Source organism: Erwinia plantamica, assembly GCF_043420595.1.
Lineage (GTDB): Bacteria > Pseudomonadota > Gammaproteobacteria > Enterobacterales > Enterobacteriaceae > Erwinia > Erwinia aeris.
Window position 1 is genome coordinate 161,947 of the sequence record NZ_JBGCUC010000005.1, and the last position, 22,542, is coordinate 184,488.

The window sequence follows — 22,542 nt, forward strand, 5'->3', positions numbered from 1 at the left end:
ATCAGCTCACGGGAACGGTTAGGGAAAAATCCTGCGCGGTGTCGGTGCGGCTGCCGGTGATTTCAACCACCATGCCGCCGTCGAACGCGGATTCGTAGGAAATGCCGGTCAGCTTTATCCGTGGCTCCCACTGCAAAATCGCCATATAGCAGGCCGACATAATCTGCAGGCGCAGCGCCTCGTTTTGTGGCTGGTCAATCAGCGCGGATAAAAGCGAGCCGTAGCTGCGGCGCATCACGCGGGAACCAACCGGCGTTAACAGAATGTCGCGCACGGACTGGCGAATGTGGTCAAGGTCGGTCAGCGCCTTGCCGGTGTCGCGGCTCATGCCGGAATATTTCACGGTCATTACTGCGGCCCTCCGGACGTGTCGCCGCCGGACTTCACGCCGCTATGTTTATGGGAATCAACGACCACGCCATTAGAGCTGAAGCTACCGCCGCTGTGCTGAACGTCGCCTTTCATCGTGCCGCCCTGGGTCACTTCCAGCGTGGCGGTTTTCAGCAGCGCCGAGCATTCCACCTCGGGCGAGTCCAGCATGATTTTGACGGCGGTCTGGATGGTCGCGGTCTGAATGCCGGTTGCCTTCAGCGCGCCGTTTTCCGGCTCGTATTCAATCACCGCGCCGTCGGGAAACGACCAGTGCAATGCATCAGCCGACGCCGACGGGGCGGGATGCTCGTCAGAGAACACGCCCGGCAGCACAAAGCCGGTATCCAGCTCGCCGCCCAGGCACAAAACAAGCACCTGCTCGCCGACCGATGGCGCATTCCATGAACGGGTACGACCGGCACGGGCGGTCAGCCAGTGCAGCCAGTTGGTTGTGTTGCTGCCGGTATCCACGCGACACAGCCCGTCGTCGAGGTTGACGGCGGACACGGTGCCAATGCGGATCAGGTTGCGCAGCAGGCGCAGTATTTCTGGGATTTGTGAGTTCATGAAGGCATACTGAAGCAGTAAGTAATACGTAACAATAAATCGCTGTTTACCTATCCATGAACAAACCACAGTTATCGGGATGAAATGAAGATGGCAATTTTTTTTGCAAGCGACAAGGTGAGAAATGAGCTTGAAAGTCTTGAAAGAAGAATTAATGAAAAAAATTATCCTACAGGATTCATTAAAGAAAGAAATGATAAAATTTGCTCCATATTAAGATTGATGATTTCAAACCCTGAACATTGGGATAAAAGGACACCCTTTAACATTGAACACATTGCAAATGCCTTTATGGACTTTGTTGGCGACGAAGGGGTTGTTGAAGATGGACTAAATATGATATTTGCAGTCCTGTTACGATTTTGCATTGAAGAGCACTCAAATAACCCCTCTGAGCTATCAAATGATTATCAATTTCTTAAAGCCTTTGCAATAGATAATATTAATAAATTTGAAGAGGCATCCAGAAGCCAAGTGAATTATGCATTACATAGTATGCATTTAGCTATCTTCAGAAAATTAATTCATAGCGGTAATTTTAAAGCTCTGCAGGATTTCACAGCAGCACAAAGAAGTGCTGAACAATTAAAAAATGATTGGGATATTATTATAAATGAAAAGCAGAAAGAAATTAATCAGCTACAAAAAACCCTGACTAATCAGAAAGATGCTTTCAACTTTGTTGGGCTTTATTCTGGCTTTGAATCACTAGGTCGAGTGAAAAATGAACAGTTAATTTGGGCAAGAAGGTTCTTGCTAGGTTTGGGTATCGCGGTTCCAGTAATGATCATAATTAGCTCAATATATTTCATTTTTTTTGGAAAGGGCATAAACAGTTTAAAGGATTTAATGCCTATGATTCCCTCACTGTCACTTTCTATAATATTAATCTATTACTTTAGGGTTGCTCTGGGTAATTATAATAATATTCGTGCACAAATAGTGCAAATAGATCTGAGGAAAAGCCTTTGTCAGTTCATACAAAACTACGCTGAATATAGCAGCAAAATAAAAACAAAAGACAGCAACCTCTTAGATAAATTCGAAGATATAATATTCTCTAACATTATGCCTTCAGAAGATAAAATCCCATCTTCGTTTGATGGTTTGGCGCAAATTGCTTCATTAATAAGTGCTGTAAAAAACAAGGCGTGATTGTGTTAGTTAAGAATGGATATAATAATCTGCTCGATTATCTCCATATCATTGTTATTTATGCCTAATAACCGCCTTGCCTCATACTGCACTTCTTTCCCTCCACGGGCAGGACGGTCGCGCAGCCCAAAGTGATGTACACGGGCCATGCGCTGCACGTTGCCGGCAAACTCCACCACGGCGTCGTCGTTGGTGCCTTTCGCCTTCATGTATTTTGCCGTGCGCAGCTTTGCAAACATCTCGCGCTTTATCCGTCCTTTCTTTTTGCGTGCCGGTACCTTGCGTGGTTTGAACGCCGTGCCGTCCGGCGCCTGCTGGCGTTTAATGTTCTGCTGCTGACCGGCGCGCAGGCGCTTTGCAATGGTGCGCGCCATCTCCTTGCGCGCCGCCGGTGACAGATTGCCGATCAGCGCGTTTAGCCTGGCGTCGAACGCCTCCAGCCCGTTCACGGCTGCCACTCGCTGACCAGCTCGCCGCCCGCATAAAGCTGCGCTGGCCGGGTTACGTTATCCGGCAGCGGATTCTCGCCCGCGTGCGTGACGTGCAGCGCGTCGCCTTCCTGCTTCACAATCACGCGCTCCGTCAGCTGCAAATCAATGCTGATATCGCACAGGGTGTCGCTCAGCACGTCAGCCTTAAAGGTAAAGCCGGTACGCCGCTTTTCTTCGGTCGCCATAATGTCGGGCTGGTTCTCGCGCAGCCACGCCAGCAGCGGCACAATCAGCAGGTCGATATCGTCGCCGTAATCGGTAATCACCAGATTAAGCTGATACTGGTATTCAAACGACAGCGAGCTGGCGAGCGTCGAGGCGATGCGCCCGCCGTCGATAAACATATTCAGCCCGTCAGGGTTTCTTTGCAGCAGCGGCACGCTGTCGGTCAGCGCCCGGCGTAGCTGTTTCGGTTTCTCCATCGTGTTGCTCCTGGCATTCTTTGATGATTTCAACCTGCAGGCCGCACGACGCAAGCGCAGCCTCTAACTGGCGGTTATCCGCCGCTAAGTCGCCCTGGGTCTGCAGGCTGTTGCCCGGCAGCGGGCAGCTTGTCACGCGCGGACAGCCAGTCCAGATAATCTCGGGCGTTGTTGAATGCGGGTCGCGACTGCAGCCGGATAACGTCAGCAGGCAGAGCAGCAGCAGACCAGCTGCGTAAAGTCGGGTTGGCATCGGTTTCCCTCTGTATGGTCAGTTCACGGTTAAGGGCGGCGGCACCGGCGCGGCCCTGCAGCAGGCGCAGCGCGGCCTCGCGTTTCTGGCCCGCTTTTGCCTCGTCGTTCAGGCGGGTAATCGCCTTATCGCGGCTTTCAATTCCGGCGGACAGCGTGCCGATAATGCGCTGCGCGTTGGTAAGGTGGCCGTTTGCCGCATTCAGCCGCCAGCCGGTCAGGCCCAGCGCCACGAGCGCCACGGCCAGCAGCGCCGCTAACAAACGGATCATGCCGCCCCCTTTAAACACCAGGCCTTTTCCCGCTGGCGGCGGTTTTCCAGCCCGGCATTTCTGACGCCGTTCACGTATACCCAGCGGTCGAGCTGGCCGCACGCCTGCCGCCACTGCTGGCGCTTCAGATAACCGGCCAGCATTGACCCACAGGCCGCGCCGGTGCCGACGTTAAACGAGAAGCTCACCAGTGCGTCATACACCGGCTGCGGCATATCAACCGGCACGCAGACGGCAAGCTCACGCTCAACGCGCATCACGTCATACACCAGATTAACGGCGGCCTGCCGCTCGCTGACCTGACTTTGCGGCGTAACGCCTTCAGTGTGCCCAATGCCGTTGGTCCAGACTCCGGCGCTGCACCGGTACGGCGAGGTGCGGCAGCCTTCGGCATCGGCAATCAGCCGCAGACCGCCTTCGGAAATCTTCAGCGTGTTGAACTGCGGCAGCAGCGCGGCAATCGCCAGCACGGCCAGCACGGCGCAGTGTTTAGCGGCCTTCATTGCTCACCCCCTGTACGTTCTGCCGCTGTAGCTCATACATCTTGCGGCGGTAATGCCAGTTGATAAAAAACGTCGCCACGTTAATCACTAACGTCACCACGGCGACGCCGGAACCCACCATAAAGGCGATGTCCTGCGGCGTGTGGCGGCCGAACCACATCAGCACCAGGCCGATCAGATAGTTAACCAGCGAATTGATCTTCTCCATCGTTTTCAGTCCCACAGGTTGATGGTTTCATCCGCAGCGGCGTCGGGCAGATCCGGCAGCGTCACCTCGCAGCCGTGCATCAGCACCGGCCCGCTTTCGGCAAGGCCCGGATTGGCGGCATAGACCAGTTCAACGGCCTGCGCCGTACGCCCGTAGTAACGCCAGCAAATTTGGTCTACGGTGTCGCCCTGCTGCGCGTAAATAATCACAGCAGGCTCACGATGCAGCCGGAACGCCCGGCGATGCGGCTGATACTGAAACGCGCGTCGCGCCAGTACTCGTCCGCGCTTGCCTCCACCTCAACACCTTTTTTGCCGCTGGCGTCATAGCCCCGGTAGCGCTCAACAATCACGGCACCGGTCAGGGCGCTGACGGCGGCAAAATAGTGCGTGACCTTTTCGCTTTCGCCGTCAAAGCTTTCCGCCGGGACGTCAGACAGCGTTTTAAAGCCTGCTGCCATCTGTTCGGCGCGCCAGTCGTACAGCTCGGCGTTGACTTCGGAAATCGCCGTTTTCACCGCAAGGCGCAGGCGCTGCGCGGTCACGGTGCCTTCATAGCGCAGCGTGTCGCGCAGCTGCTGCAAATCAACGTCGGGCCAGAAAAAGGTGTTCTTCACCGGCGGCTCGGCAGCGTCTGCCGGTCGCGGGGCGGGGATAACAACGGTGCTCATAGTTGGCCTCTGAATAGGTGGGCGGTGGAGAACGGCGCAGACATTAATTGCATTACCATTCTGCCGCCCGGCGCGGGGCGCGTTCGGTTAGCGGCGGGCAATGGCCTGCTTTTTCAGCTCGGTTGCCAGCCGCTCAATGTCTTTTTTGACGCCGCAGCCCTCGTGCAGCTGTAGCGCCCTCGTTAAATGCTCCATCGCATCCAAAGCCCTGCCCGCATCGCGCAGCACGTACCCGGTGATTTTGTGCAGCTTGGCGCGCACCTGGTCGGGCATGTCTGCGGATTTCGTCATCTCAAGCGTTGCCAGCAGCGGGTCGATATCAACCGCCCCGCCCAGCGTGCGGGCGCGGGTCGCCGCGTCGGCCACCTCTTCGGCCAGCAGGTAGCCGGTGGCGTCGCGCTTAAAGCCGGACGGTGGCACCAGACCATACGCCAGCGCGTACCGTGCAATCTCCAGCGCGCCCGGCACGTCGCCCGCATCCAGCCGCCAGATCATGACGGTCGTCAGTACGGCGTCCTGTGCGCCGTTTCCTTTTGCTAACACGCCCGCCACCCACGGCAGATACTCAGGCAACATCTGCCGCTTGAGTTCGGCCTTGCGCTCCTGCGAGCGCACTTTCTTCAGGCGGCGTTTGTCGTCGTTAAGCTTCAGCAGCATCAGCTCGTAGCCGTTCGCGTGGCGCAGCGGGTTGCTGGCCTGCTGTGAGGCGGCTTCCGCCTCAAGGCGCATAAGGTGACGTCGGGCAGGACTTAACATGCGTTATTCCTTCGACGCATCTGCTGCGGGTACGGTCGTATCGGCGTCTGCTTTTTTCTCATCCGGCAAATCAGACAGGACGATCCCCTCAATCAGGCAACCGGCGGCGTAATCTTCCACCACGTAATCCTCGTTGATGGACTCGTAGTTTTCGATGCGGTCGCGCTTCGCCACCTCGTCGATCATGCGGCGGTGCGTGCCTTCCTGAAAATAAATCGACAGGTTGTCCAGGCGGGTGATCAGCATCGCGTCCGCCGGGAAGTACGGCACGCGCACGGCGGGCAGGTTGCCGATACGCTTCTGGCTGACAATCAGATCGCCCGCCAGCGCCTCGGTGTTGGCCTGCGCCTGGTTAACCAGCGGGAAATACTTGTCGGCCAGCAGCTGACGACCGCAGACAACAACCAGCTCCGGGTCTTCCTGATACCACGGCTCAATCAGGGTGTTGGTCGCATCCATCACCACGGCGTCAAGGTTGGCGTAGGTGCGGCCTTTACCGATCAGCACGCTGTCGGTCACGGTGCCGTCTTCCGCCGTGGTTTTGTTCATCACGCGCTCCGGCGCGTCGTTGCGGTACTTCTGCAGCCAGCCAACCGCCACGTCCTGCAGCATCGGGTATTTAGCGCGGTTGGAGGTTTTGGCGCGCGACACGCCGTTAAAGCCGATCATGATGCGGTCAAGGCTCTGGCGCTTGATGATGGCGTCACGCAGGCGGGCCTGAAAATCCTCATAGCGCGCCCACAGGTCAAGCGTGTTGTAGCGGATATGGAAATCGTAGTTAACCTGCACGCACTCATAGCCGGTGCTGTCCAGCGCGGAGAAGTCGGCGGTTTCGCGCTCGTCGCCGCCCGCGGTATCGGTGGTGCTGGCAATCGAGCCGGACACGCCGATCCCGATTTTCTCGCCCTTCATTTCGGACACCGGCACGATGTTAATGCGGGTTAAAAAGTCCGACGACTCCTGCACGCGGTTCATCAGCGTTTGCGTCACCGCTGGCTCAACGGTGAATTTCTTGTTCATGTCGCCGGTTTCGACGTTGTTCAGCTCGGCCAGGCGGGACATAAAAGCGTTAAATTTAAAGCGGGTGTTCTGGCGCATTTGCGCTCCTGTATTTGGTTAAATTTTTAAATCAACAGTCGGTCTGCACGCTGGCGGTGTTGTCGCCGCCGGTCGAGGCCGGGCGACGGGAAAAGCCGCCGTCTGTTTTCGCAAGCTGTGCATGCAGCGCGGTAAACGCGGCGCGGTCTTCCCCGGCCTGCAGCTCCAGCGCGTCGAGCCGTTCGGTTAAGGCCGTTTCCAGCGCCGACAGGTTTTGCGCCTGCGCCTCGCCGTTCTGCTGCACCTGCTCGGCCACGGCGGTCACGGCCGCGCTGACGTCCGCAAACTGCAAATCGGCGCTTTTCTTCTTCGCAGAGAACATCGCGGTAATACGCTCGAGCAGCGACGGTGCCGGATCGGCCTCTTCGGTAAATTCAATCAGCGTTTCTTCAGCGGCGGTAAACAGGTTGTCCTTGTGCTGCTTGCGGGACGACAGCGGATTGGCTGACGCCGTGGCGCTGAAACTCAGGATTTCGGTGCCGAGGCTCGCCGGGTCGTCGGTCACGGCCAGGCCAATCAGGTACGCCTCGCCGGTGTCGGCAAACTTCGGGTTGACCTCAATGGAGGTGTATATTTTCTGACGGGCTTTGGTCAGTTCGACCAGCTCCGGCGTGGGGTTGATTTCACCGTACAGCGCCAGCCTGCCTTTCAGCGGGCCGTCCGCGATTTCTTCGGCGCTCAGGGCGGTGACGTCGCCATAGCGGCGGAACGGGCTGTCTGGGGTGTAGCCCTTGATGTGCTCCATGTTGATGCGCGCGCCGTACATCGCCGGGTCATAGTTCGCCGCCATCTGTGCGATCCAGTCGCGGGAAATCTCGCGGCCGTCGGTGGTTGCGCCTTCAACTGCGATACGAAAACGCTTTGCTTTAGTTGCCATTAATCAGGCTCCGGTTGTGGGTTCGTTCAGGTCGGGGCCAGTTTCACCGCCACGGGCCATCCGCTCAACGAAAGCCAGCCCGCTCAGCCATCAGCAAACAGGCACAGCGGGCGCGCCTTTTTGCGTCCCGGTAGCCTTGTCGGCATGAACATACAAACCACCATCAGCGATCCGCGCCGTCAGGCTGCGCTGCTTTACTGGCAGGGATATTCCGTGCGCCAGATTGCGGAGACGCTCGGCCAGAAAACACCGACCGTACAGAGCTGGAAGCTGCGCGACGCATGGGAAGATATCGCCCCCATCAGTCGCGTCGAGGCCAGCATGGAGGCGCGGTTAATTCAACTCATCATGAAAGAGGTAAAGGGCAACGGGGATTACAAGGAGATAGACGCGCTGGGCCGCCAGATAGAACGCCTGGCCCGCGTGGAGCGCTACCGCAGTTCGGGCAACGAGGCCGACCTTAATCCCAACGTGCGCAACCGCAACAAAGGCGAGCGCCAGCCGGTGATTAAAAACGTCTTCAGCGACGAGCAGACCAGCAAGCTTACCGGCCTGTTTATGGATAACTGCTTTGAATACCAGCTCAACTGGCATAAGGCAGGTCTGGCGCACCGCATCCGCAATATTCTGAAGTCCCGCCAGATTGGCGCGACGTTCTACTTTGCCCGCGAGGCGCTGATTGATGCGCTGACCACCGGGCGCAACCAGATATTTTTATCCGCCAGCAAGGCGCAGGCGCACGTTTTCAAAAACTACATTATCGACTTTGCCCGGCAGGTTGACGTTGACCTGAAGGGCGATCCGATTGTGCTGCCGAACGGTGCAAGGCTGATTTTCCTGGGTACGAACGTGCGCACCGCGCAGAGCTACACCGGCAACCTGTACCTCGATGAGTATTTCTGGATCCCGAAATTCCAGGAGCTGCGCAAGGTCGCCAGCGGCATGTCGCTGCACAAAAAGTGGCGCACCACGTACTTTTCCACGCCGTCGAGCCTGTCGCACAGCGCGTACCCGTTCTGGTCGGGCGAATTATTCAATAAGGGACGCCGCAGCAAGGACGACCGCATCGAACTGGACTTGTCACACTCGCATCTGGCAAAAGGCGCGCTGTGCGGTGACGGGCAGTGGCGGCAGATTGTCACCGTTGAGGACGCGCTGACCGGCGGCTGCAACCTGTTTGACCTGGACCAGCTGTCGCTGGAATACAGCCCCTCGGAATATCAAAACCTGCTGATGTGTGAGTTTGTCGACGATGAGGCGAGCGTGTTCCCGTTCGCAGAGTTGCAGACCTGCATGATCGACAGCCTGGAAGAATGGACCGACTTTAACCCTTACCTGCCGCGCCCGTTTGACTACCGGCCGGTATGGATTGGCTATGACCCGTCGCACACCGGCGACAGCGCGGGCTGTGCGGTAATTGCGCCGCCGCTGGTTGCGGGCGGCAAGTTCCGCGTGCTCGAGCATCACCAGTGGCGCGGCATGGACTTTGCCGCGCAGGCGAAATCCATTGAAGACTTAACGAAAAAATACACCGTGGAGTATATCGGCGTGGACGCTACCGGCATCGGCCAGGGCGTTTTTCAGCTGGTCCGCCAGTTCTACCCGGCGGCACGCGAAATCCGCTACTCGCCGGAAGTGAAGACGGGGATGGTCCTGAAGGCCAAAGACACCATCGGCAGCGGGCGGCTGGAGTACGACGCCGGGAGCACCGACATCACGCAGTCCTTTATGGCTATCCGCAAAACCATGACCGCCAGCGGCAACCGCTCAACCTACGAGGCGAGCCGCAGCGAAGACGCCAGCCACGCGGACGTTGCCTGGGCAATCATGCACGCGCTGTTAAACGAACCGCTTACCGCTGCCAGCGGCGGCGCTAACCCTTCAATTCTGGAATTTTACTGATGAGCAAACGCAGCCGTAAGGCATTCACAGCAGCACCAACAGCACCGGCCGCGCCGCAGCAGGTTGAAGCATTTACTTTCGGCGAGCCAACGCCGGTGATGGATAAGCGCGACATTCTGGATTATGCCGAGTGTATCGGAAACGGGCGCTGGTATGAGCCGCCGGTCAGCTTTCACGGACTGGCAAAAAGCCTGCGCTCGGCGGTGCATCACAGCTCGCCTATCTACGTGAAACGAAACATTCTGGCCTCAACCTTTATCCCGCATCCGATGATGAGCCAGCAGGAGTTCAGCAAGTTCGCGCTGGATTATCTGGTGTTCGGGAATGCGTTTGCCGAGCTGCGTCGCAACAGCCTCGGCAAGCCGTTCAGGCTGGAAACCACCCCGGCGAAGTTTACCCGCAAGGGCGTGAAGGACGGCGAATACTGGTTTGTGAACGACTGGAAGGAGCCGCACCAGTTTGTAGCCGGCAGCGTGTTTCACCTGATTGAGCCGGACATTAACCAGGAGCTTTACGGCCTGCCGGAATACCTCAGCGCCCTTAACTCCGCCTGGCTGAACGAGGCGGCCACGCTGTTTCGGCGTAAGTACTATCAGAACGGCGCGCACGCGGGTTACATCCTGTATATGACCGACGCGGCGCAGAGTTCCAGCGACGTTGACCGGATGCGTCAGGCGATGCGCGATACAAAAGGCCTGGGCAACTTCCGTAACCTGTTTATGTACGCGCCGAACGGCAAGCCGGACGGGATTAAAATTCTGCCGCTTAGCGAGGTGGCGACAAAAGATGATTTCTTTAACATCAAAAAGGCGAGCCGCGACGACCTGTTAAGCGCGCACCGCGTGCCGCCGCAAATGATGGGGATTATCCCGGATAACTCTGGCGGGTTTGGGGATGCGGTGAAGGCGTCACAGGTGTTTGTCAGGAATGAGCTGACGCCGCTACAGGAGAGGATGAAGGAGATTAATGAGTGGCTCGGCGAGGATGTATTAAATTTCTCTCGATATAATTTTTAAATATAAAATAGATTAAGGCAAGCTACTTAATTGGCTTGCCTTAATAATTATATTCCGTATTTTGCTTTCACTTCTTCTACTTTATCTTTGAGACTACTTAATATTTCTTCGAATTTTGAGTGGTCATGCGGGTCTGCTTGCTCATAAATTATCAGTTCAATGTTATATTGTTTTTTTATTGATTCTTTTATCTTTGCTGCATATGACAAACTTCCAACCAAAGCATAGCTTGGGCTGGATGTCCCTATCCGCAATCGTATATTTTCAAGTATTAAATTAATATCCGGATCTTCAATTCCGCAACCAATAAAGAGTACAGTATTAATTTTATATAGCGATGTAACTATTTCAAATGTAACGTTATGCTCATCCCTCAATTTAAAATAATCAGACCTGCTAAGTATTATATTTCTCGAATGTTGAGCGCAACCGTGAAACTTTAATAAAATTGTTGCTGGGGATCTAATAGCATCGATTAAACCATCAGTATTATACTCGAAGGAATGAAATGAATTCCTACCAGATATTTCAATCATTGCATCTTCAATTATAGAATCATAATTTGTAGTTACAATTATTTTTGGGGACACTTCGACTATGATGTTATGTGAACTAGAAGGAATATAGCGTTTAGTAAAAAAACACTCAGTTATAATGCTGTAAAAGTCAGCTTGATGCCCGTGGGTTCGTATAATCTCGGCCGCGTCCAAGAATTTTTTCTCGCTGATAAACTCACTCACTAATAATCTCAGTCCAGAGTCTGACACAACGCGGTCATTTAAGTCTGTTAAAAGATTACTCCAACTGAGAGGTCGCTCCTGATTTTCATCCACTGATTGACATGACAAGCCCGACCCAAGATGAAAGATGCACCTGTTTTCTGCTATTTCTCTTGCTAAAGATTCAGGCCAGCTCATGAGACTCTCCTAAATTTCTCATTATTTTTTGACTTATTTCATCAAAAGCCTTTATGTAGTTTTTTGCTTGAGTATATTGTGACCCAGCCATACCATCACCTGAATTCAGGTTAACAATTGGAGCAGCAACAAACTGAGATAGAGCCAATATCCCAAACATGTGAGGTATTTCACCTAAGTTAAGATCTTTAAAATTACTTATTTCATCTTTTTTAAATGAGCTTAAATTGCCATTTATTTCAGGCTCGAAATTATCAATTATTTTTTGGTAACTTTGAGTTGTCCTGATTGTACCATCACCATGTTTTCTAGATATATAAGACTGCAATGTGTAGCCTATAAATCCTGAGTTTATATTTACTTTCTCCTTTATTTCAGGTGAAATTTTATCCCATATATGGGCCTTGTCCCTCTTGAATTCTTGAGATTTACTATCGTAGAACCCTATCCATTTATCAAACCATTGTTTTATGTTCTTAATGGCAATTAAACTAAAGATATCGCAACTCATAGGGGATATAAAATAATCGGCAGCCAGTAATGAAGTTCTATTTATAGCCCCTAAACTTGGACTTAAATCAAGAAATGCGTAATCATATTCATCTTCATATTCTTTTAATAAGGTATAAATCCAATTAGATATCCTCAAACCACTAACATTGTCGGGATCGTTCAACTCATTCCATTTTTTACTTAAAACATCCTCAAAGGAAGCTAAGAAAGGATTACCAGCTATAATTGAGCAATTAAATCGCTCACACCATATCGGTTTGATCTCAACATTGATAATACTTTCACCCAATTCGTAATTATCGAATGCGTCAACAATGGTGCCATTATTCTTAGGAATTTTTCTATCATAATAAGGGGCAATTATAGCACTAGCTAAATCTTCTCCAAGCATATAATGCGTCATGTTAGCTTGGGGGTCTAAATCTAAAACTAATACTCTCTTACGATGCCTTACTGCAAATTGTGTGGCAAGATTAGCGCAAAAAGTGGTTTTGCCGACGCCACCTTTATTATTGAATACTGCAATAGTCTTCATTTTAACCAGCTTGTTTACAGAGGATTTTTGATAGGGTAGTTTCAAAAATTACACTGTCTTTTTTGATCTGTCTAGTATGAATCACTATCATGCGCGCAATGCTATCCCCGCCACGCCTGCCCGCTTTGTGCATCGCTTTTAATGCAGTTGCATGACCCAGCCAGATCCGCGCCAGTTCTGGCCTTCAAAGGGATCCTTAGAAGGTATCGAAGCATGCAAAACCATGCACCTGATGCATGCATGGCTGCTTACCCGTTTTGCTGACAGTCACCTGAAATTATTTTTGACAAGATACAGTCGAAAATGCGACCGAAAAATTTCCATCTGAAAGCGTGTTGTTGGCTGCGATCTCGGCGATCAGATTCAGCGCGATTTCTCTGTCCCGCTCTTTACACATCCCTTCTGTTGTCAGCCTGGCTATCAATTCGACACGTTCAAGCGTGACACGCTCTTGTAACTCGTTATCCACATTCCCTCCCATCTTTACTGTGTTTTTATACAGTATCACAACCTCAAATCCTAGCGTAAGAAAATTCTCATGCCAAATATCAATTTTTATCTTACTGATTAGAATGGGTTTTCATGCATAGCGTGGATTTAGCGTTTTTACTTTAAACGCTGGGTAAGTTGCGCTTTAAAGTTAGCATCTACTCCAGCGCATTCTTTGCCCTGCCCTTATCCGCCAGCCGGTTGAATCTGCTTAGCAGGCTTTCAGCATCAATACGCTTTTTCGGTCTGAACAGCTCTCCACTGGCAGAACTGCGGAACAATTGCCCGTCGATTTTGGTTTCTGTGCCGCTAATAAGGCGCACGGCAACCGCCCGGCTGATGGTTTCGCGGGTGATGTCGCGTATCTGGCCGATCACGTTGTCGCACGCAGCCTCTGTTTTGTCAGAGCGGCGTAGCCGGATATGCCTCTTTTCCGGTATATCAGCCCTTACCCTGGCTAACAGCCTCCGGCGTTCCTTACGGGTTAACGCTGAAAGGTCACGATCACCAATACTTTCCGGCAGTTTCGAATCTTCGGATCTCAAACCTTCCGTACAGTTATTGACAGAACTCCGAGAGGACGCGGACGCGTCCTTAAAATCAACGGCCAGGTCAACGGCGCGCTTTGGCACAATCTTCCACTGTGCGAGGCGGGTTAAGATCGGGGTGTCTTCACCAACTGACGTGGCGTAAACGCCCTTAATGCGCACGGTTTCCTCGCCGTACTCGTTGCAGTCTTCGCTTGCCTGATACCAGGTGCGCACGGCCAGCTCGTCACGCTTCACGAACGGGCCGCCCTGGGCGTTGACATATTCCGCCCAGTCGCCCGCGTCTGCAGCATCGTGCGCGGCGGCAAACTCAATGCTTAAGCCCTGCGCCGTTTCGCTGTCAGCCATACGGCGCAGCTCACGATAAACCGTTACCGGCGCACCGCCGACAAACTGGAACTGGCGGATGTGCCAGCGCGCCGCCCAGGCAGATACTGCGGGCGCGGTATCTTTCAGCTCTTTCCCGCTTTCGTCGTCCAGCTCACCGTCAAGCGCGTAGCCGTCGATATTCTTGGAAATATACTTAGCCACATAGCCGGTCGCGCTGCCTTTCTCCGGGGCAATGGCTTCCGCGTGGAAGCGGGCCTTTCTGGCTTTGTCCGTGGTCAATTCGTAGCTGTCCTGCTGATACGCGTAATCGCGGATCACCTGACGCACGCGCTGTACGTCTTCCGGGCGCATGAACATCAGCATATGCCAGTGTGGCGTACCGTCGTGATGCGGCTCGGCCACGCGAATGCCGAAAATGCGGATCTCTTCCCGGTGCAGTTTGGCGCGGACTTTCTGCCAGACGTTGCAGAGATAGCGCTGCGTTTCCGCCGGGCTGGCACCGCTCCATTTGCGGTTGCGATAGCCGGTCTTGATTGTGGCGTGATAGCGGGCGGGTGCGGTCAGCGTATAGAAATCGCCGACAAAGCCCATATTGTTGCAGATATTTTCAAAGCCACGGATGCGGGTCATCAGCTCGCAGCGACGGATCGCCGGGTTCGCCACGCTGCCATCGTATTTTTCAATCAGGCTGATACGGTTGCCTTCCTCGTCTTCCAGCTCCATGCCCTTGAGGAATTCACGCGTGCGACGCTTTTGCTCGCGCCACTCGTTTACAGTCATGGTGCTGGCGTAAGGGGTATGTTTTTTACTGACGTTTGCGAGCGCTATTTGCAGGTGCTCGCGCCATGAGGCAGCCACGCGGCGCAGGCGTCCTTTCCACCATTTTTCGGTCTGCATACGCATGATCGCAGGCGTCACGTCTTCCGGGCAGAAAATACGCGAGGTAACTTTCTCCCACAGTGGCGGGATCTGCTTCAGTTCGCGGGTGATGGCCGCAGCCGTCATGTAAACCCGGTGCGTGTATTTATAGTCTGATTCATTCTCAGACTGGCCGTGCGCCTGCACCATTTCCGCCAGGATAAAGCTGGCGATATCCCCGGCCAGTAAATCCACGTCGGCACGGGCCAGATCCGGAAGGCGGTTAAAGCGGTTCATCAGCTCCCACAGCGTACCCGCCGCACCGGCGGCCCCGGTTTTATCAGAGGCGTTACCGGTAAGCAGCGTAAAGGTGCCGGCGCTCATTTCGCCGAGGCGATACTGCGAGCTGACGCTTTCAACGCGTGGCAATGTGCGCTCGACGAACGTTTTCGTTAAGTACGCATTGGCACGCGCTGTGCCGTGAGTTTTTTCCAGCTCACCGGTGCGGCGCTTTACGTCAAGCTGAACGAGCGTCGGCTGCTTCTCCAGTAAATCCTGTGCATGCGACAAAGCCGCAATCATTCGACTGCGGCTGCGCTCTTCTTCATAGGTGCGATAAGGGCTGGCAATTGCTTCCCGTGGAGCATTCCACGGGTAAGCGTATTCCTGAATCATTGCGCGCTGCTCTGACGGTGTCTGCTTTGCAGCTCGTCCATTTCCTGACAGGCCACGCAGCGGGTAACACCCTGAACGGCACGGCGGCGCGCTTCAGGGATAGGCGCATCGCAGTCTTCGCAAAAAGAGGCACTGACAGTTACCGGGCGATAAATTACCTGGGCGATATTACGCGCCAGCATTTCTTCAGTGCGAAGCTGCACCAGATCCATTGAGTCGGCCATCAGTGCAGCTCCTGCGATTCACTGGTGTAACGCTCGGCCTCACGGCGGATAAGTTCGGCGGCTTCGGCACCGTTCAGTTCCTGCTGATGAATATGTACGGCCAGCTCAACCAGGCGATCGGAAACGGCCATCGCAAGGTCTTTACGCTCTTCAATGCGGGCCTTATTCAGCAGCGCGGTCAGCGCCTCTGTTTCGCTGTCAAAATTACGGGTTTCGATATTTCTCATTTCTCTTTTTCCTGAATGCGGGCAAAGGGATGCCCGACGGGTTGACGTCATTTATTTAAAAAGGATGATTAGTTGGGCAGAGTCATTCTCTTGGGAAATAAGCTCACAACTGCACGAAAATGGTTCATCGCACGGATAAGCGCGCTTCTTTCATCAGTGGTCAGCTCACTGAAATCAAGCTCATGCCGCTCAGTCCGAATATTCGCCAGATAGAAAATAGCGCTTAATGCCCGCTTGTTTTCCTGATAGTTCCGGTCAGTGGTATCGCGCATTTCATCAAAAAAGCGGGTGATATCTTTTCCGCAGTCATTGCCCCAAAATTTAGAGCGCAGCTCGGCAACGTGATTCAGTCCTGCCACTCGCGCGCCTGTTTTTATTTCAGCCAGTGCTGTTTCAGCTTCGATAGCCATGATTTACCTCTTTTGCTTACTGCCATATTTTCGGCGGGTTGCTGCTTGCTTAATGTCGGGTGCCAGCGCTGGCCTTCTTTAGTCATAATCCAGCCATGACCGTATGCGGGCAGCGGGCTTCGGCGCTTTAATAACGCAGCCATTGAAATCGTCATAATTAACTCAGTCCCATGGAGGCACTGAGGCCGCTAATTGCATCAACGGTGTTAGCCAGGGCGGGATTAGAATGCACACGGGCGTGAACGCTTAGACCGATCAGCGACAGACAACGGATGCCTGCATTGATGTTTTCCATAAAAGCGCTCTTACAGGAAGGCGTCATTTTCTGACCTGACACGGCAGCAGCGGCCACCTTCCCTATTTCCGACGTTGCCTGTAAAACGTAGTGCGTCATACGTTCGGCTTTTGCTTCATTGACCGGCACCGCTGGCATGCATTTCATTTGTGCCAGCAAACCATCTATCAGCGTTGCGTCCTCGGTAATATCGGTAATCGCCGCTATCTCCATCGCTGTAAGCTGATGCGCCTGTTCCGGGTTCAGCTTGTTACGCAATGTCTGGTGCTTCATCCCTAACCTGTCGGCCAGCTCACGAATGTTATGGCGGCTGGCAAAAGCCTGACAGGCGTTATCGAAGTGCGGTTGTATGGAAACCTGATAATCAAACATGATTCGCTTCATCCTAGCTGATACGATCTTTTTACGCCTGAAGTGATACGTTGCATTCACTTAGCGCCTGAATAGTCAGCGCCGCCATGTTCACTTCTACTAAGGCCTTTTTCTGTTTTCCTTTAGCCTTGATAGGCAGTTTTCCGTATTCAATCAGGTTCTTAGCTGTCTCTTTGTTGGTGCCTGTCCTGCGGCAGTACTCATCCAGCGGCAGATAAGGTTCGGGTATCACAATTGTAATGTTGGGACGCATGGGGCAAACTCCGTTGGTTAATCCGATAGGTCAATATCGGGCAATAAGCGTTAATACTTCCTTAAACCTACAAAGCGAAGTTTAAACTCACTTCGTGAAAACTTGCAAGGTCAAACTTTCGTGAACCTACAAATTAATTTCACTCAGGGCGGAGCTGCGGTACTGGATCGGGTTATTGAAGCGTACGGTTTTAGTACAAAACTTGCTCTGGCCGACCATCTCGGGATCGCAAGTAGTAGTCTCGCCAATCGTTATAAGCGTGACTTTTTCCCTGCTGATGTTGTGGTGAGATGTATGGCGGAAACAGGTGTGACGCTGGAATGGCTGGTTACGGGTCAGGGGCTTAAGCGCAGCGACGGCGAGCTGGATGTGTTGAGTTTTCCGCGCCACAAAATTGTGGATGGGCAGCTTTTTGATGATGGTACTTTTATGCTTGATAAGAACGCATTCTTGCCCGGAAAGGCTTTACCAAAAGATCCTGTCTGTGTGGTAGAAGGCTCAACGCAGTACATTATCGATAAAGATTTTGATGAAATTTACGATAACAGTTGGTTGATTGAGATTGAAGGTAAAACCAGCGTAAGAGTACTTACACGTATTCCTGTTAAAAAAGTGCGCGTGTCCGGTGTTGGCGCAGGAGCATCTTTCGACTGCTCGCTTGATGAAATCAATATAATCGGCCGCGTTGCTTTAACGATAAATTAGCTAAAGGATTGATTATGTTAGACTACACAAAAGCAACTGAAGCACAATTAAAAGAAGAATTTAAAAGGCTTGCACAGGTTGTAGGCGATATTCCTTTCGGTACAAAAAAAGAATTTTTCCACTTACCGAAAATTCTGAATGCATCGGAGCAGCCTTTAGCCATTGCCAGCGGAATGATGGATGGTAATACCTGGCTAATAACCCTGACCAATCAGCGCATCATATTCCTGGATAAAGGGATGCTATTCGGCGTGAAGCAGGTTGATGTGAACCTCAGAAACGTTGTCAGTGTCGGGGGCAAAACTGGTGTACTTCTCGGTGAGATTTTTATCAGCACAAGCGGGCAAAATTACACCATTAAAAACGTGCAAAAAGGTACGGTTGTCCCTTTCACTAACCTAATCAATGCAACCCGCAATGCGATGGACGAAAAGCCGCGAGCACCAGAAAGCGGCGCGCCTACAGATATCGTCTCCCAACTTGAACGGCTTGCTACGCTGAAAGAGAAAGGCATCTTGAGTGATGAGGAATTTCAGCAGCAGAAACAAAGGATTTTAAACAGCTAATTATGCCAGTCAGAAAGCTCCCCAACGGTCAATGGATCGCTGATTTCTACACTATTGACCGTAGCAGCGGAAAAGAAGGTAAGCGCGTCCGCAAGAAGTTTGCGACCAAAGGCGAAGCCCTGGCGTTTGAAAGCTATACGCTTGAGAAAATAGAAGCGGCTCCTTGGTTGGGTGAAGCGAAAGAAACGCGCCGCTTAACTGACCTGGTAGAACTTTGGTTCAGCCGTCACGGTATTACGCTCAAGGATGGCGAAAAGCGTAAAGCCGCTATGACGTGGGCGTGTGAATGTATGGGCTTTCCGCTTGCAGCAGAATTCAATGCACAGCTTTTCACTTCCTATCGAGCTAAACGGCTTGAAGGTCATTTCGCTCGCACTAAGCGAATAAGTAAGGTCGCGCCGCGAACCTTGAATCTGGAACTGGCTTATTTTCTTGCCGTATTTAATGAACTTAAAAGGTTAGGCGAATGGACGTTACCGAATCCCCTCGAGAACGTCCGCCATTTTCGCGTCGATGAAAGCGAAATGGCTTACCTGACTACAGATCAAATCGCATTGTTATTAAACGCCTGCGAAGCCAGTTCAGCGAAAGACCTACTGATGATCGTTAAGCTATGTCTGGCGACCGGCGCGCGATGGAGCGAGGCGGAAGGACTGAAACGTTCACAGGTTTCAGGACAGCGTATTACCTTCGTCAAAACCAAAGGGAAGAAGAATCGCACCATTCCCATTTCTTCAGCCTTGGCCGAAGAACTGCCTAAAAAGAACGGCGCGCTTTTTACACCTTGCTATTACGCGTTCCGTTCAGCTTTAGATCGGGCCGGAATCGAGCTGCCTGATGGTCAAATGACGCACGTGCTGCGCCACACCTTCGCCAGTCACTTTATGATGAATGGCGGGAACATTTTGGTACTGCAGCGAATACTCGGTCATACCGATATCAAAATGACGATGCGTTATGCGCATTTTGCGCCCGATCACTTTGAAGATGCCGTTAAGCTCAATCCGTTAGATTTCCAATATAAGGAAAGAATGAAATGAATGTCATTTTAAAAATAATTTCAGGAATAATATGTTTAATCGTCATAGCCCTTCCAACCATTTTTTATGTGAAGAATTTTGATACACCTTTATCTGGAAAGACAGAAATATGGGGGTACTTTGGCTCATATGTTGGTGGGATATATAGTTCCTTATTCGGTTTTATAAGTGTTATATTACTTGTTATAACTTTAAAAGAAACGCAGAAGCAAAACCGCAACCAGACCAACCAGAGCAGAAGAGACCAAGCAATATCAAATATTGTTTTACTGACAAACATATTAAAAGACTCTTTTTCATCAATACCATTAGTGCAAGCATCAACAGTTAATGAATCTTTTAAATGGATCACAGATAATTTATACAGAGATGTTAAAGATGGCTGTTACAATCATGAGCTCGAAATTAAATCATGGGCTAATATTAGAATGGAGAAGGATAAAGGGTTTCTTGAACATCAAATGATTATCCTTAAAGAAATATTAAAAAGGATTGAAAATTATGATGAAAAAAATACTCAAGAGACTTTAAAAGTTTTAGTTAAAGGCATGTTAACCAGTAACCAACGATTATGGTTAGAAAGCTATGCTAACGTGTGGGATGAAGACAACAAAAAATTACTCTCACGGTGGCCTGATTTCGCCCCCCTTGAACCTAGACTACAAAAACTAATCGTACCTGCGACATGAATGTGTCGCAAAAGTGTCGCTGAAAAATAGGAATACTGACCCATATTGCCCTGTATTGACTTTGTAACTTACTGATATATATGTAAGTTACTGTTTTTTAGGGGTGCTGAATGGTTCTCATAATCGCTTGGTCGCTGGTTCAAGTCCAGCAGGGGCCACCAGAATTTTCCTGTTAAATCAGGGCATTAAGCCACCTTTCGAGGGTGGCTTTTTTGTTTGTGCTTTGTGAGTGGCGATGAAATGGCGATAGGTTTTTGCTTTTGCAGAATGCAGGCACAAAAATCCCGTTTTTCTTATCATGCAAAATCGTCTTTATTCATAGATTCTCATGTAACAGCATTAAGCCATAGCAACCATGCCCGAGCATGGTCGAAATTATCACAAAAGAGAGGAAATACATGCAACACAATGTACTCACGCTTACTGGATCAATAGGCTTTTGAGCAAGGCGTAGAGCTGCGGCTTATACAGCCGGGCAAGCCGACCCAGAACGGTTTTATTGAGAGTTTTAACGGGCGATTTAGAGATAACTCACTGAATAAGCACCGCTTCAGCGATATAGTTCACGCCAGGAAAAAGATTAATGACTGGCGGCAGGATTATAACGAGTGTCGTCCACATTCATCGCTAAATTACCAGGCCGCGGCTGAATTTTCAGCGGGCTGGCGAAACAAGAAATATGAAGAAAAACTAACCGACCTTACTAACTGAAGGTTGTATCTAATCCTGGAAGCAGGTCAATTGACATAACGCATCATCTGTCAGGCATCATACGGTTAATTTAGCAGCACAAACGCCAGTTATGACGATCCATATCTCACCTTTCCCCTCCTTCCACTAGAGTCAACTGACTCTTGATGATATAAGGACAAGCTGCTAACACATTCCAGGCATTGTGCTTAAACATCAGAGTAATTACTATGAATTCAGATACATTGAAAGGCCTACAGGCACTCCGAGGGCTGGCAGCCTTGAGCGTCATGTTTTTCCATTTCCGTTGGAATATCAATGATGTCTGGCCAGGCATGGGTGACAAACTATTTGGCTGGGGAGCTACAGGCGTTGACCTTTTTTTTCTGATAAGTGGTTTTGTCATTACCTTGACGGCAAAAAAAAGCGCACCTGACTTTACAGGATCCTTTAATTTCCTGAAGCGACGTGCATTAAGAATAGCTCCCGCTTACTATATTATTTTTCTAATTACATTCTTTTTATCTGGCGCAATGAGTACATTCCACTACCCGGATAAAACTCAAAACTTTATTAGCGCTTTGTTTTTCCAACCAATATATCCTGACCATGGGCCATTCTATGTTGATGATAGTGGGATGTATGGTATTCGGTGGAGCCTGAATTATGAAATATACTTTTACTTAATTATAGGTATTTTAATGATAACGCCTTTTCGCTGGCTAACTACATGTTTATACTTCTCTCTCACATTAGTCGGGTTACCAATAATGGCAGAGAAAGGGTTTTCATTTTCAGCAGAAGGTTACCATACTGATTCAGCATTTTTTGGCCTTATTACTAATCCAATAATATTTCTTTTTCTTGCCGGAATGCTTGTAGGCCATACTTACCCGATAATTAAACGTCTTAACGGTACCATAATGAGCATATTGCTTATATGCTCGTTAGCGTTAGCTTTTGTCATGTTCTGTGATGGACGATTTATTAGTCATGGCCTTCTAAGTTCGGGGTGGATTTATCTGTTAATCATGATATTTACAATTGGATCAGAGAAAAAAATTGGAAAATTTACACCTTCTTTTTTGGTTCGATTAGGTGATATATCATTCTCTCTTTACCTTGTTCATACTCTCATGAATGCTGGCATTGGCAAAAGGCTGGAAAAATTCGGGATTGAAAATGGCCCTGAGAGATTTTTCCTCTCCTGTGTACTTTCATTAGTGCTCGCATGGCTTTCATGGCGATTTATCGAAGCGCCTTTTCTAAATAAAAAAAAGCATAATGCAAAAAAAAGTGAATCAACCGGCCCGACATTTTAAATATAGTTGTCGGCGGCATAAATATATCGGATTGTGAAATAAAAAAATCAAAACCTGCGATATGCAGGTTTTAATTTATATGTAATTCAATATGAATAAAGCTCACCGCTGGTGAAACGTTACAAAACTGCTCTTATTTCTAATTAAGTGAAGTAAGGGTTAGCCTGTTAATAATAAAAAATCACGCCTTTTCTCATAGCGCTAAAACCCGCCGGACTATGCTAAACCGGCCGCCTGTATCGGCCTGCCGCAGCGCAGCTTTGCCAGCACCAATATGAAACATTAGTGCTGTCCGGCCCGATGTAGTTTGATCTTCTTCCTGA

30 protein-coding genes and 2 pseudogenes are annotated in these 22,542 nt (G+C 50.8%); 9 read left to right on the forward strand and 23 right to left on the reverse strand.

The window, feature by feature from the left end; translation table 11 throughout:
• Window position 1 precedes the first annotated feature (1 nt).
• Both AB3U87_RS06760 and AB3U87_RS06765 read right to left on the reverse strand, forming a co-directional pair.
• Complete coding sequence (locus AB3U87_RS06760) at window positions 2-349, reverse strand: GPW/gp25 family protein (RefSeq protein WP_394148737.1); 348 nt, start codon at window positions 347-349, stop codon at window positions 2-4.
• Window positions 349-939 carry a phage baseplate assembly protein V gene (locus AB3U87_RS06765; RefSeq protein ID WP_394148738.1) on the reverse strand — a complete coding sequence of 197 codons (591 nt, stop codon included), beginning with the start codon at window positions 937-939 and terminating at the stop codon, window positions 349-351. Before AB3U87_RS06765 ends, AB3U87_RS06760 begins: the two co-directional genes overlap by 1 nt.
• Before the next feature lie 90 nt (window positions 940-1,029).
• On the opposite strand from AB3U87_RS06765, the gene AB3U87_RS06770 reads away from it, so the two are divergent.
• Window positions 1,030-2,094, forward strand: a complete 1,065-nt coding sequence (locus tag AB3U87_RS06770; protein ID WP_394148739.1) for a hypothetical protein — start codon at window positions 1,030-1,032, stop codon at window positions 2,092-2,094.
• A 5-nt stretch (window positions 2,095-2,099) separates the two neighbouring features.
• Here AB3U87_RS06770 and AB3U87_RS06775 read toward each other — a convergent pair whose 3' ends face one another.
• The 11 genes and pseudogenes from AB3U87_RS06775 to AB3U87_RS06825 form a co-directional block, all read right to left on the reverse strand.
• Entirely contained in the window at window positions 2,100-2,543 is a 444-nt protein-coding gene (locus AB3U87_RS06775) for a phage virion morphogenesis protein (protein WP_394148792.1), read from the reverse strand.
• On the reverse strand, window positions 2,540-3,007 hold the full coding sequence (locus AB3U87_RS06780) for a phage tail protein (RefSeq protein ID WP_394148740.1): 468 nt from the start codon (window positions 3,005-3,007) through the stop codon (window positions 2,540-2,542). The genes AB3U87_RS06775 and AB3U87_RS06780 overlap by 4 nt, the downstream gene beginning before the upstream one ends.
• A complete protein-coding gene (gene lysC / locus AB3U87_RS06785) occupies window positions 2,940-3,260 on the reverse strand; it encodes an Rz1-like lysis system protein LysC (RefSeq protein WP_394148741.1) in 321 nt (106 codons plus the stop codon). Before lysC ends, AB3U87_RS06780 begins: the two co-directional genes overlap by 68 nt.
• Window positions 3,181-3,531, reverse strand: a pseudogene (locus tag AB3U87_RS06790) (Rz-like lysis system protein LysB); the annotation flags it as partial. The gene lysC and the pseudogene AB3U87_RS06790, both read right to left, overlap by 80 nt.
• On the reverse strand, window positions 3,528-4,034 hold the full coding sequence (locus AB3U87_RS06795; protein WP_394148742.1) for a lysozyme: 507 nt from the start codon (window positions 4,032-4,034) through the stop codon (window positions 3,528-3,530). The gene AB3U87_RS06795 and the pseudogene AB3U87_RS06790, both read right to left, overlap by 4 nt.
• Window positions 4,021-4,242, reverse strand: coding sequence for an HP1 family phage holin (locus AB3U87_RS06800; RefSeq protein WP_394148743.1), 222 nt, complete (start codon window positions 4,240-4,242; stop codon window positions 4,021-4,023). Before AB3U87_RS06800 ends, AB3U87_RS06795 begins: the two co-directional genes overlap by 14 nt.
• Before the next feature lie 5 nt (window positions 4,243-4,247).
• A complete protein-coding gene (locus tag AB3U87_RS06805; RefSeq protein ID WP_301730257.1) occupies window positions 4,248-4,451 on the reverse strand; it encodes a tail protein X in 204 nt (67 codons plus the stop codon).
• Entirely contained in the window at window positions 4,448-4,912 is a 465-nt protein-coding gene (locus tag AB3U87_RS06810) for a head completion/stabilization protein (protein ID WP_394148744.1), read from the reverse strand. The genes AB3U87_RS06805 and AB3U87_RS06810 overlap by 4 nt, the downstream gene beginning before the upstream one ends.
• 87 nt (window positions 4,913-4,999) lie before the next feature.
• Window positions 5,000-5,668: a phage terminase small subunit gene (locus AB3U87_RS06815; protein WP_394148745.1), complete on the reverse strand. Its 669-nt coding sequence runs from the start codon at window positions 5,666-5,668 to the stop codon at window positions 5,000-5,002.
• Window positions 5,669-5,671: 3 nt separating this feature from the next.
• Window positions 5,672-6,766 carry a phage major capsid protein, P2 family gene (locus AB3U87_RS06820; RefSeq protein WP_394148746.1) on the reverse strand — a complete coding sequence of 365 codons (1,095 nt, stop codon included), beginning with the start codon at window positions 6,764-6,766 and terminating at the stop codon, window positions 5,672-5,674.
• A 31-nt stretch (window positions 6,767-6,797) separates the two neighbouring features.
• The gene (locus AB3U87_RS06825) at window positions 6,798-7,643 is read right to left on the reverse strand and encodes a GPO family capsid scaffolding protein (protein ID WP_394148747.1); all 846 of its coding nucleotides are present in this window, start codon (window positions 7,641-7,643) and stop codon (window positions 6,798-6,800) included.
• A 144-nt stretch (window positions 7,644-7,787) separates the two neighbouring features.
• On the opposite strand from AB3U87_RS06825, the gene AB3U87_RS06830 reads away from it, so the two are divergent.
• Entirely contained in the window at window positions 7,788-9,545 is a 1,758-nt protein-coding gene (locus tag AB3U87_RS06830; RefSeq protein WP_394148748.1) for a terminase ATPase subunit family protein, read from the forward strand.
• Window positions 9,545-10,561 (forward strand): phage portal protein, encoded by a 1,017-nt coding sequence (locus AB3U87_RS06835; RefSeq protein WP_394148749.1) that lies wholly within the window; start codon window positions 9,545-9,547, stop codon window positions 10,559-10,561. The genes AB3U87_RS06830 and AB3U87_RS06835 overlap by 1 nt, the downstream gene beginning before the upstream one ends.
• 47 nt (window positions 10,562-10,608) lie before the next feature.
• Here AB3U87_RS06835 and AB3U87_RS06840 read toward each other — a convergent pair whose 3' ends face one another.
• From AB3U87_RS06840 to AB3U87_RS06885, 10 genes are all read right to left on the reverse strand, one after another.
• Window positions 10,609-11,478 (reverse strand): SIR2 family NAD-dependent protein deacylase, encoded by an 870-nt coding sequence (locus tag AB3U87_RS06840; protein WP_394148750.1) that lies wholly within the window; start codon window positions 11,476-11,478, stop codon window positions 10,609-10,611.
• Window positions 11,465-12,526, reverse strand: a complete 1,062-nt coding sequence (locus AB3U87_RS06845) for a ParA family protein (RefSeq protein ID WP_394148751.1) — start codon at window positions 12,524-12,526, stop codon at window positions 11,465-11,467. The genes AB3U87_RS06840 and AB3U87_RS06845 overlap by 14 nt, the downstream gene beginning before the upstream one ends.
• Window positions 12,527-12,803: 277 nt before the next feature.
• Window positions 12,804-12,995, reverse strand: a complete 192-nt coding sequence (locus tag AB3U87_RS06850; RefSeq protein WP_394148752.1) for a hypothetical protein — start codon at window positions 12,993-12,995, stop codon at window positions 12,804-12,806.
• 178 nt (window positions 12,996-13,173) lie between these two features.
• Window positions 13,174-15,426 (reverse strand): replication endonuclease, encoded by a 2,253-nt coding sequence (locus AB3U87_RS06855; protein ID WP_394148753.1) that lies wholly within the window; start codon window positions 15,424-15,426, stop codon window positions 13,174-13,176.
• Window positions 15,423-15,650 (reverse strand): TraR/DksA family transcriptional regulator, encoded by a 228-nt coding sequence (locus tag AB3U87_RS06860; protein ID WP_253455657.1) that lies wholly within the window; start codon window positions 15,648-15,650, stop codon window positions 15,423-15,425. The genes AB3U87_RS06855 and AB3U87_RS06860 overlap by 4 nt, the downstream gene beginning before the upstream one ends.
• Window positions 15,650-15,877, reverse strand: coding sequence for a DUF2732 family protein (locus AB3U87_RS06865; protein WP_394148754.1), 228 nt, complete (start codon window positions 15,875-15,877; stop codon window positions 15,650-15,652). The genes AB3U87_RS06860 and AB3U87_RS06865 overlap by 1 nt, the downstream gene beginning before the upstream one ends.
• Window positions 15,878-15,945: 68 nt before the next feature.
• Complete coding sequence (locus AB3U87_RS06870; RefSeq protein ID WP_301730271.1) at window positions 15,946-16,287, reverse strand: DUF5347 domain-containing protein; 342 nt, start codon at window positions 16,285-16,287, stop codon at window positions 15,946-15,948.
• Window positions 16,251-16,442, reverse strand: coding sequence for a phage filamentation protein Fil family protein (locus tag AB3U87_RS06875; protein WP_394148755.1), 192 nt, complete (start codon window positions 16,440-16,442; stop codon window positions 16,251-16,253). Before AB3U87_RS06875 ends, AB3U87_RS06870 begins: the two co-directional genes overlap by 37 nt.
• Window positions 16,443-16,444: 2 nt before the next feature.
• Window positions 16,445-16,954 (reverse strand): phage regulatory CII family protein, encoded by a 510-nt coding sequence (locus tag AB3U87_RS06880; RefSeq protein ID WP_301730272.1) that lies wholly within the window; start codon window positions 16,952-16,954, stop codon window positions 16,445-16,447.
• Window positions 16,955-16,985: 31 nt separating this feature from the next.
• Window positions 16,986-17,207 carry a regulator gene (locus tag AB3U87_RS06885; protein ID WP_253455671.1) on the reverse strand — a complete coding sequence of 74 codons (222 nt, stop codon included), beginning with the start codon at window positions 17,205-17,207 and terminating at the stop codon, window positions 16,986-16,988.
• Between the two features lie 120 nt (window positions 17,208-17,327).
• On the opposite strand from AB3U87_RS06885, the gene AB3U87_RS06890 reads away from it, so the two are divergent.
• The 6 genes and pseudogenes from AB3U87_RS06890 (at window position 17,328) to AB3U87_RS06915 (ending at window position 22,219) form a co-directional block, all read left to right on the forward strand.
• Window positions 17,328-17,912, forward strand: a complete 585-nt coding sequence (locus AB3U87_RS06890; RefSeq protein WP_394148756.1) for a phage repressor protein CI — start codon at window positions 17,328-17,330, stop codon at window positions 17,910-17,912.
• Between the two features lie 14 nt (window positions 17,913-17,926).
• Window positions 17,927-18,478, forward strand: coding sequence for a PH domain-containing protein (locus tag AB3U87_RS06895; protein ID WP_301730275.1), 552 nt, complete (start codon window positions 17,927-17,929; stop codon window positions 18,476-18,478).
• Window positions 18,479-18,480: 2 nt separating this feature from the next.
• Window positions 18,481-19,518, forward strand: coding sequence for a phage integrase (locus AB3U87_RS06900; RefSeq protein WP_394148757.1), 1,038 nt, complete (start codon window positions 18,481-18,483; stop codon window positions 19,516-19,518).
• Complete coding sequence (locus AB3U87_RS06905; protein ID WP_342754775.1) at window positions 19,515-20,207, forward strand: hypothetical protein; 693 nt, start codon at window positions 19,515-19,517, stop codon at window positions 20,205-20,207. Before AB3U87_RS06900 ends, AB3U87_RS06905 begins: the two co-directional genes overlap by 4 nt.
• A 435-nt stretch (window positions 20,208-20,642) precedes the next feature.
• Window positions 20,643-20,918: pseudogene (locus tag AB3U87_RS06910) on the forward strand (integrase core domain-containing protein); the annotation flags it as partial.
• 209 nt (window positions 20,919-21,127) lie between these two features.
• On the forward strand, window positions 21,128-22,219 hold the full coding sequence (locus AB3U87_RS06915; protein ID WP_394148758.1) for an acyltransferase family protein: 1,092 nt from the start codon (window positions 21,128-21,130) through the stop codon (window positions 22,217-22,219).
• The last annotated feature ends 323 nt before the right edge of the window (window positions 22,220-22,542 follow it).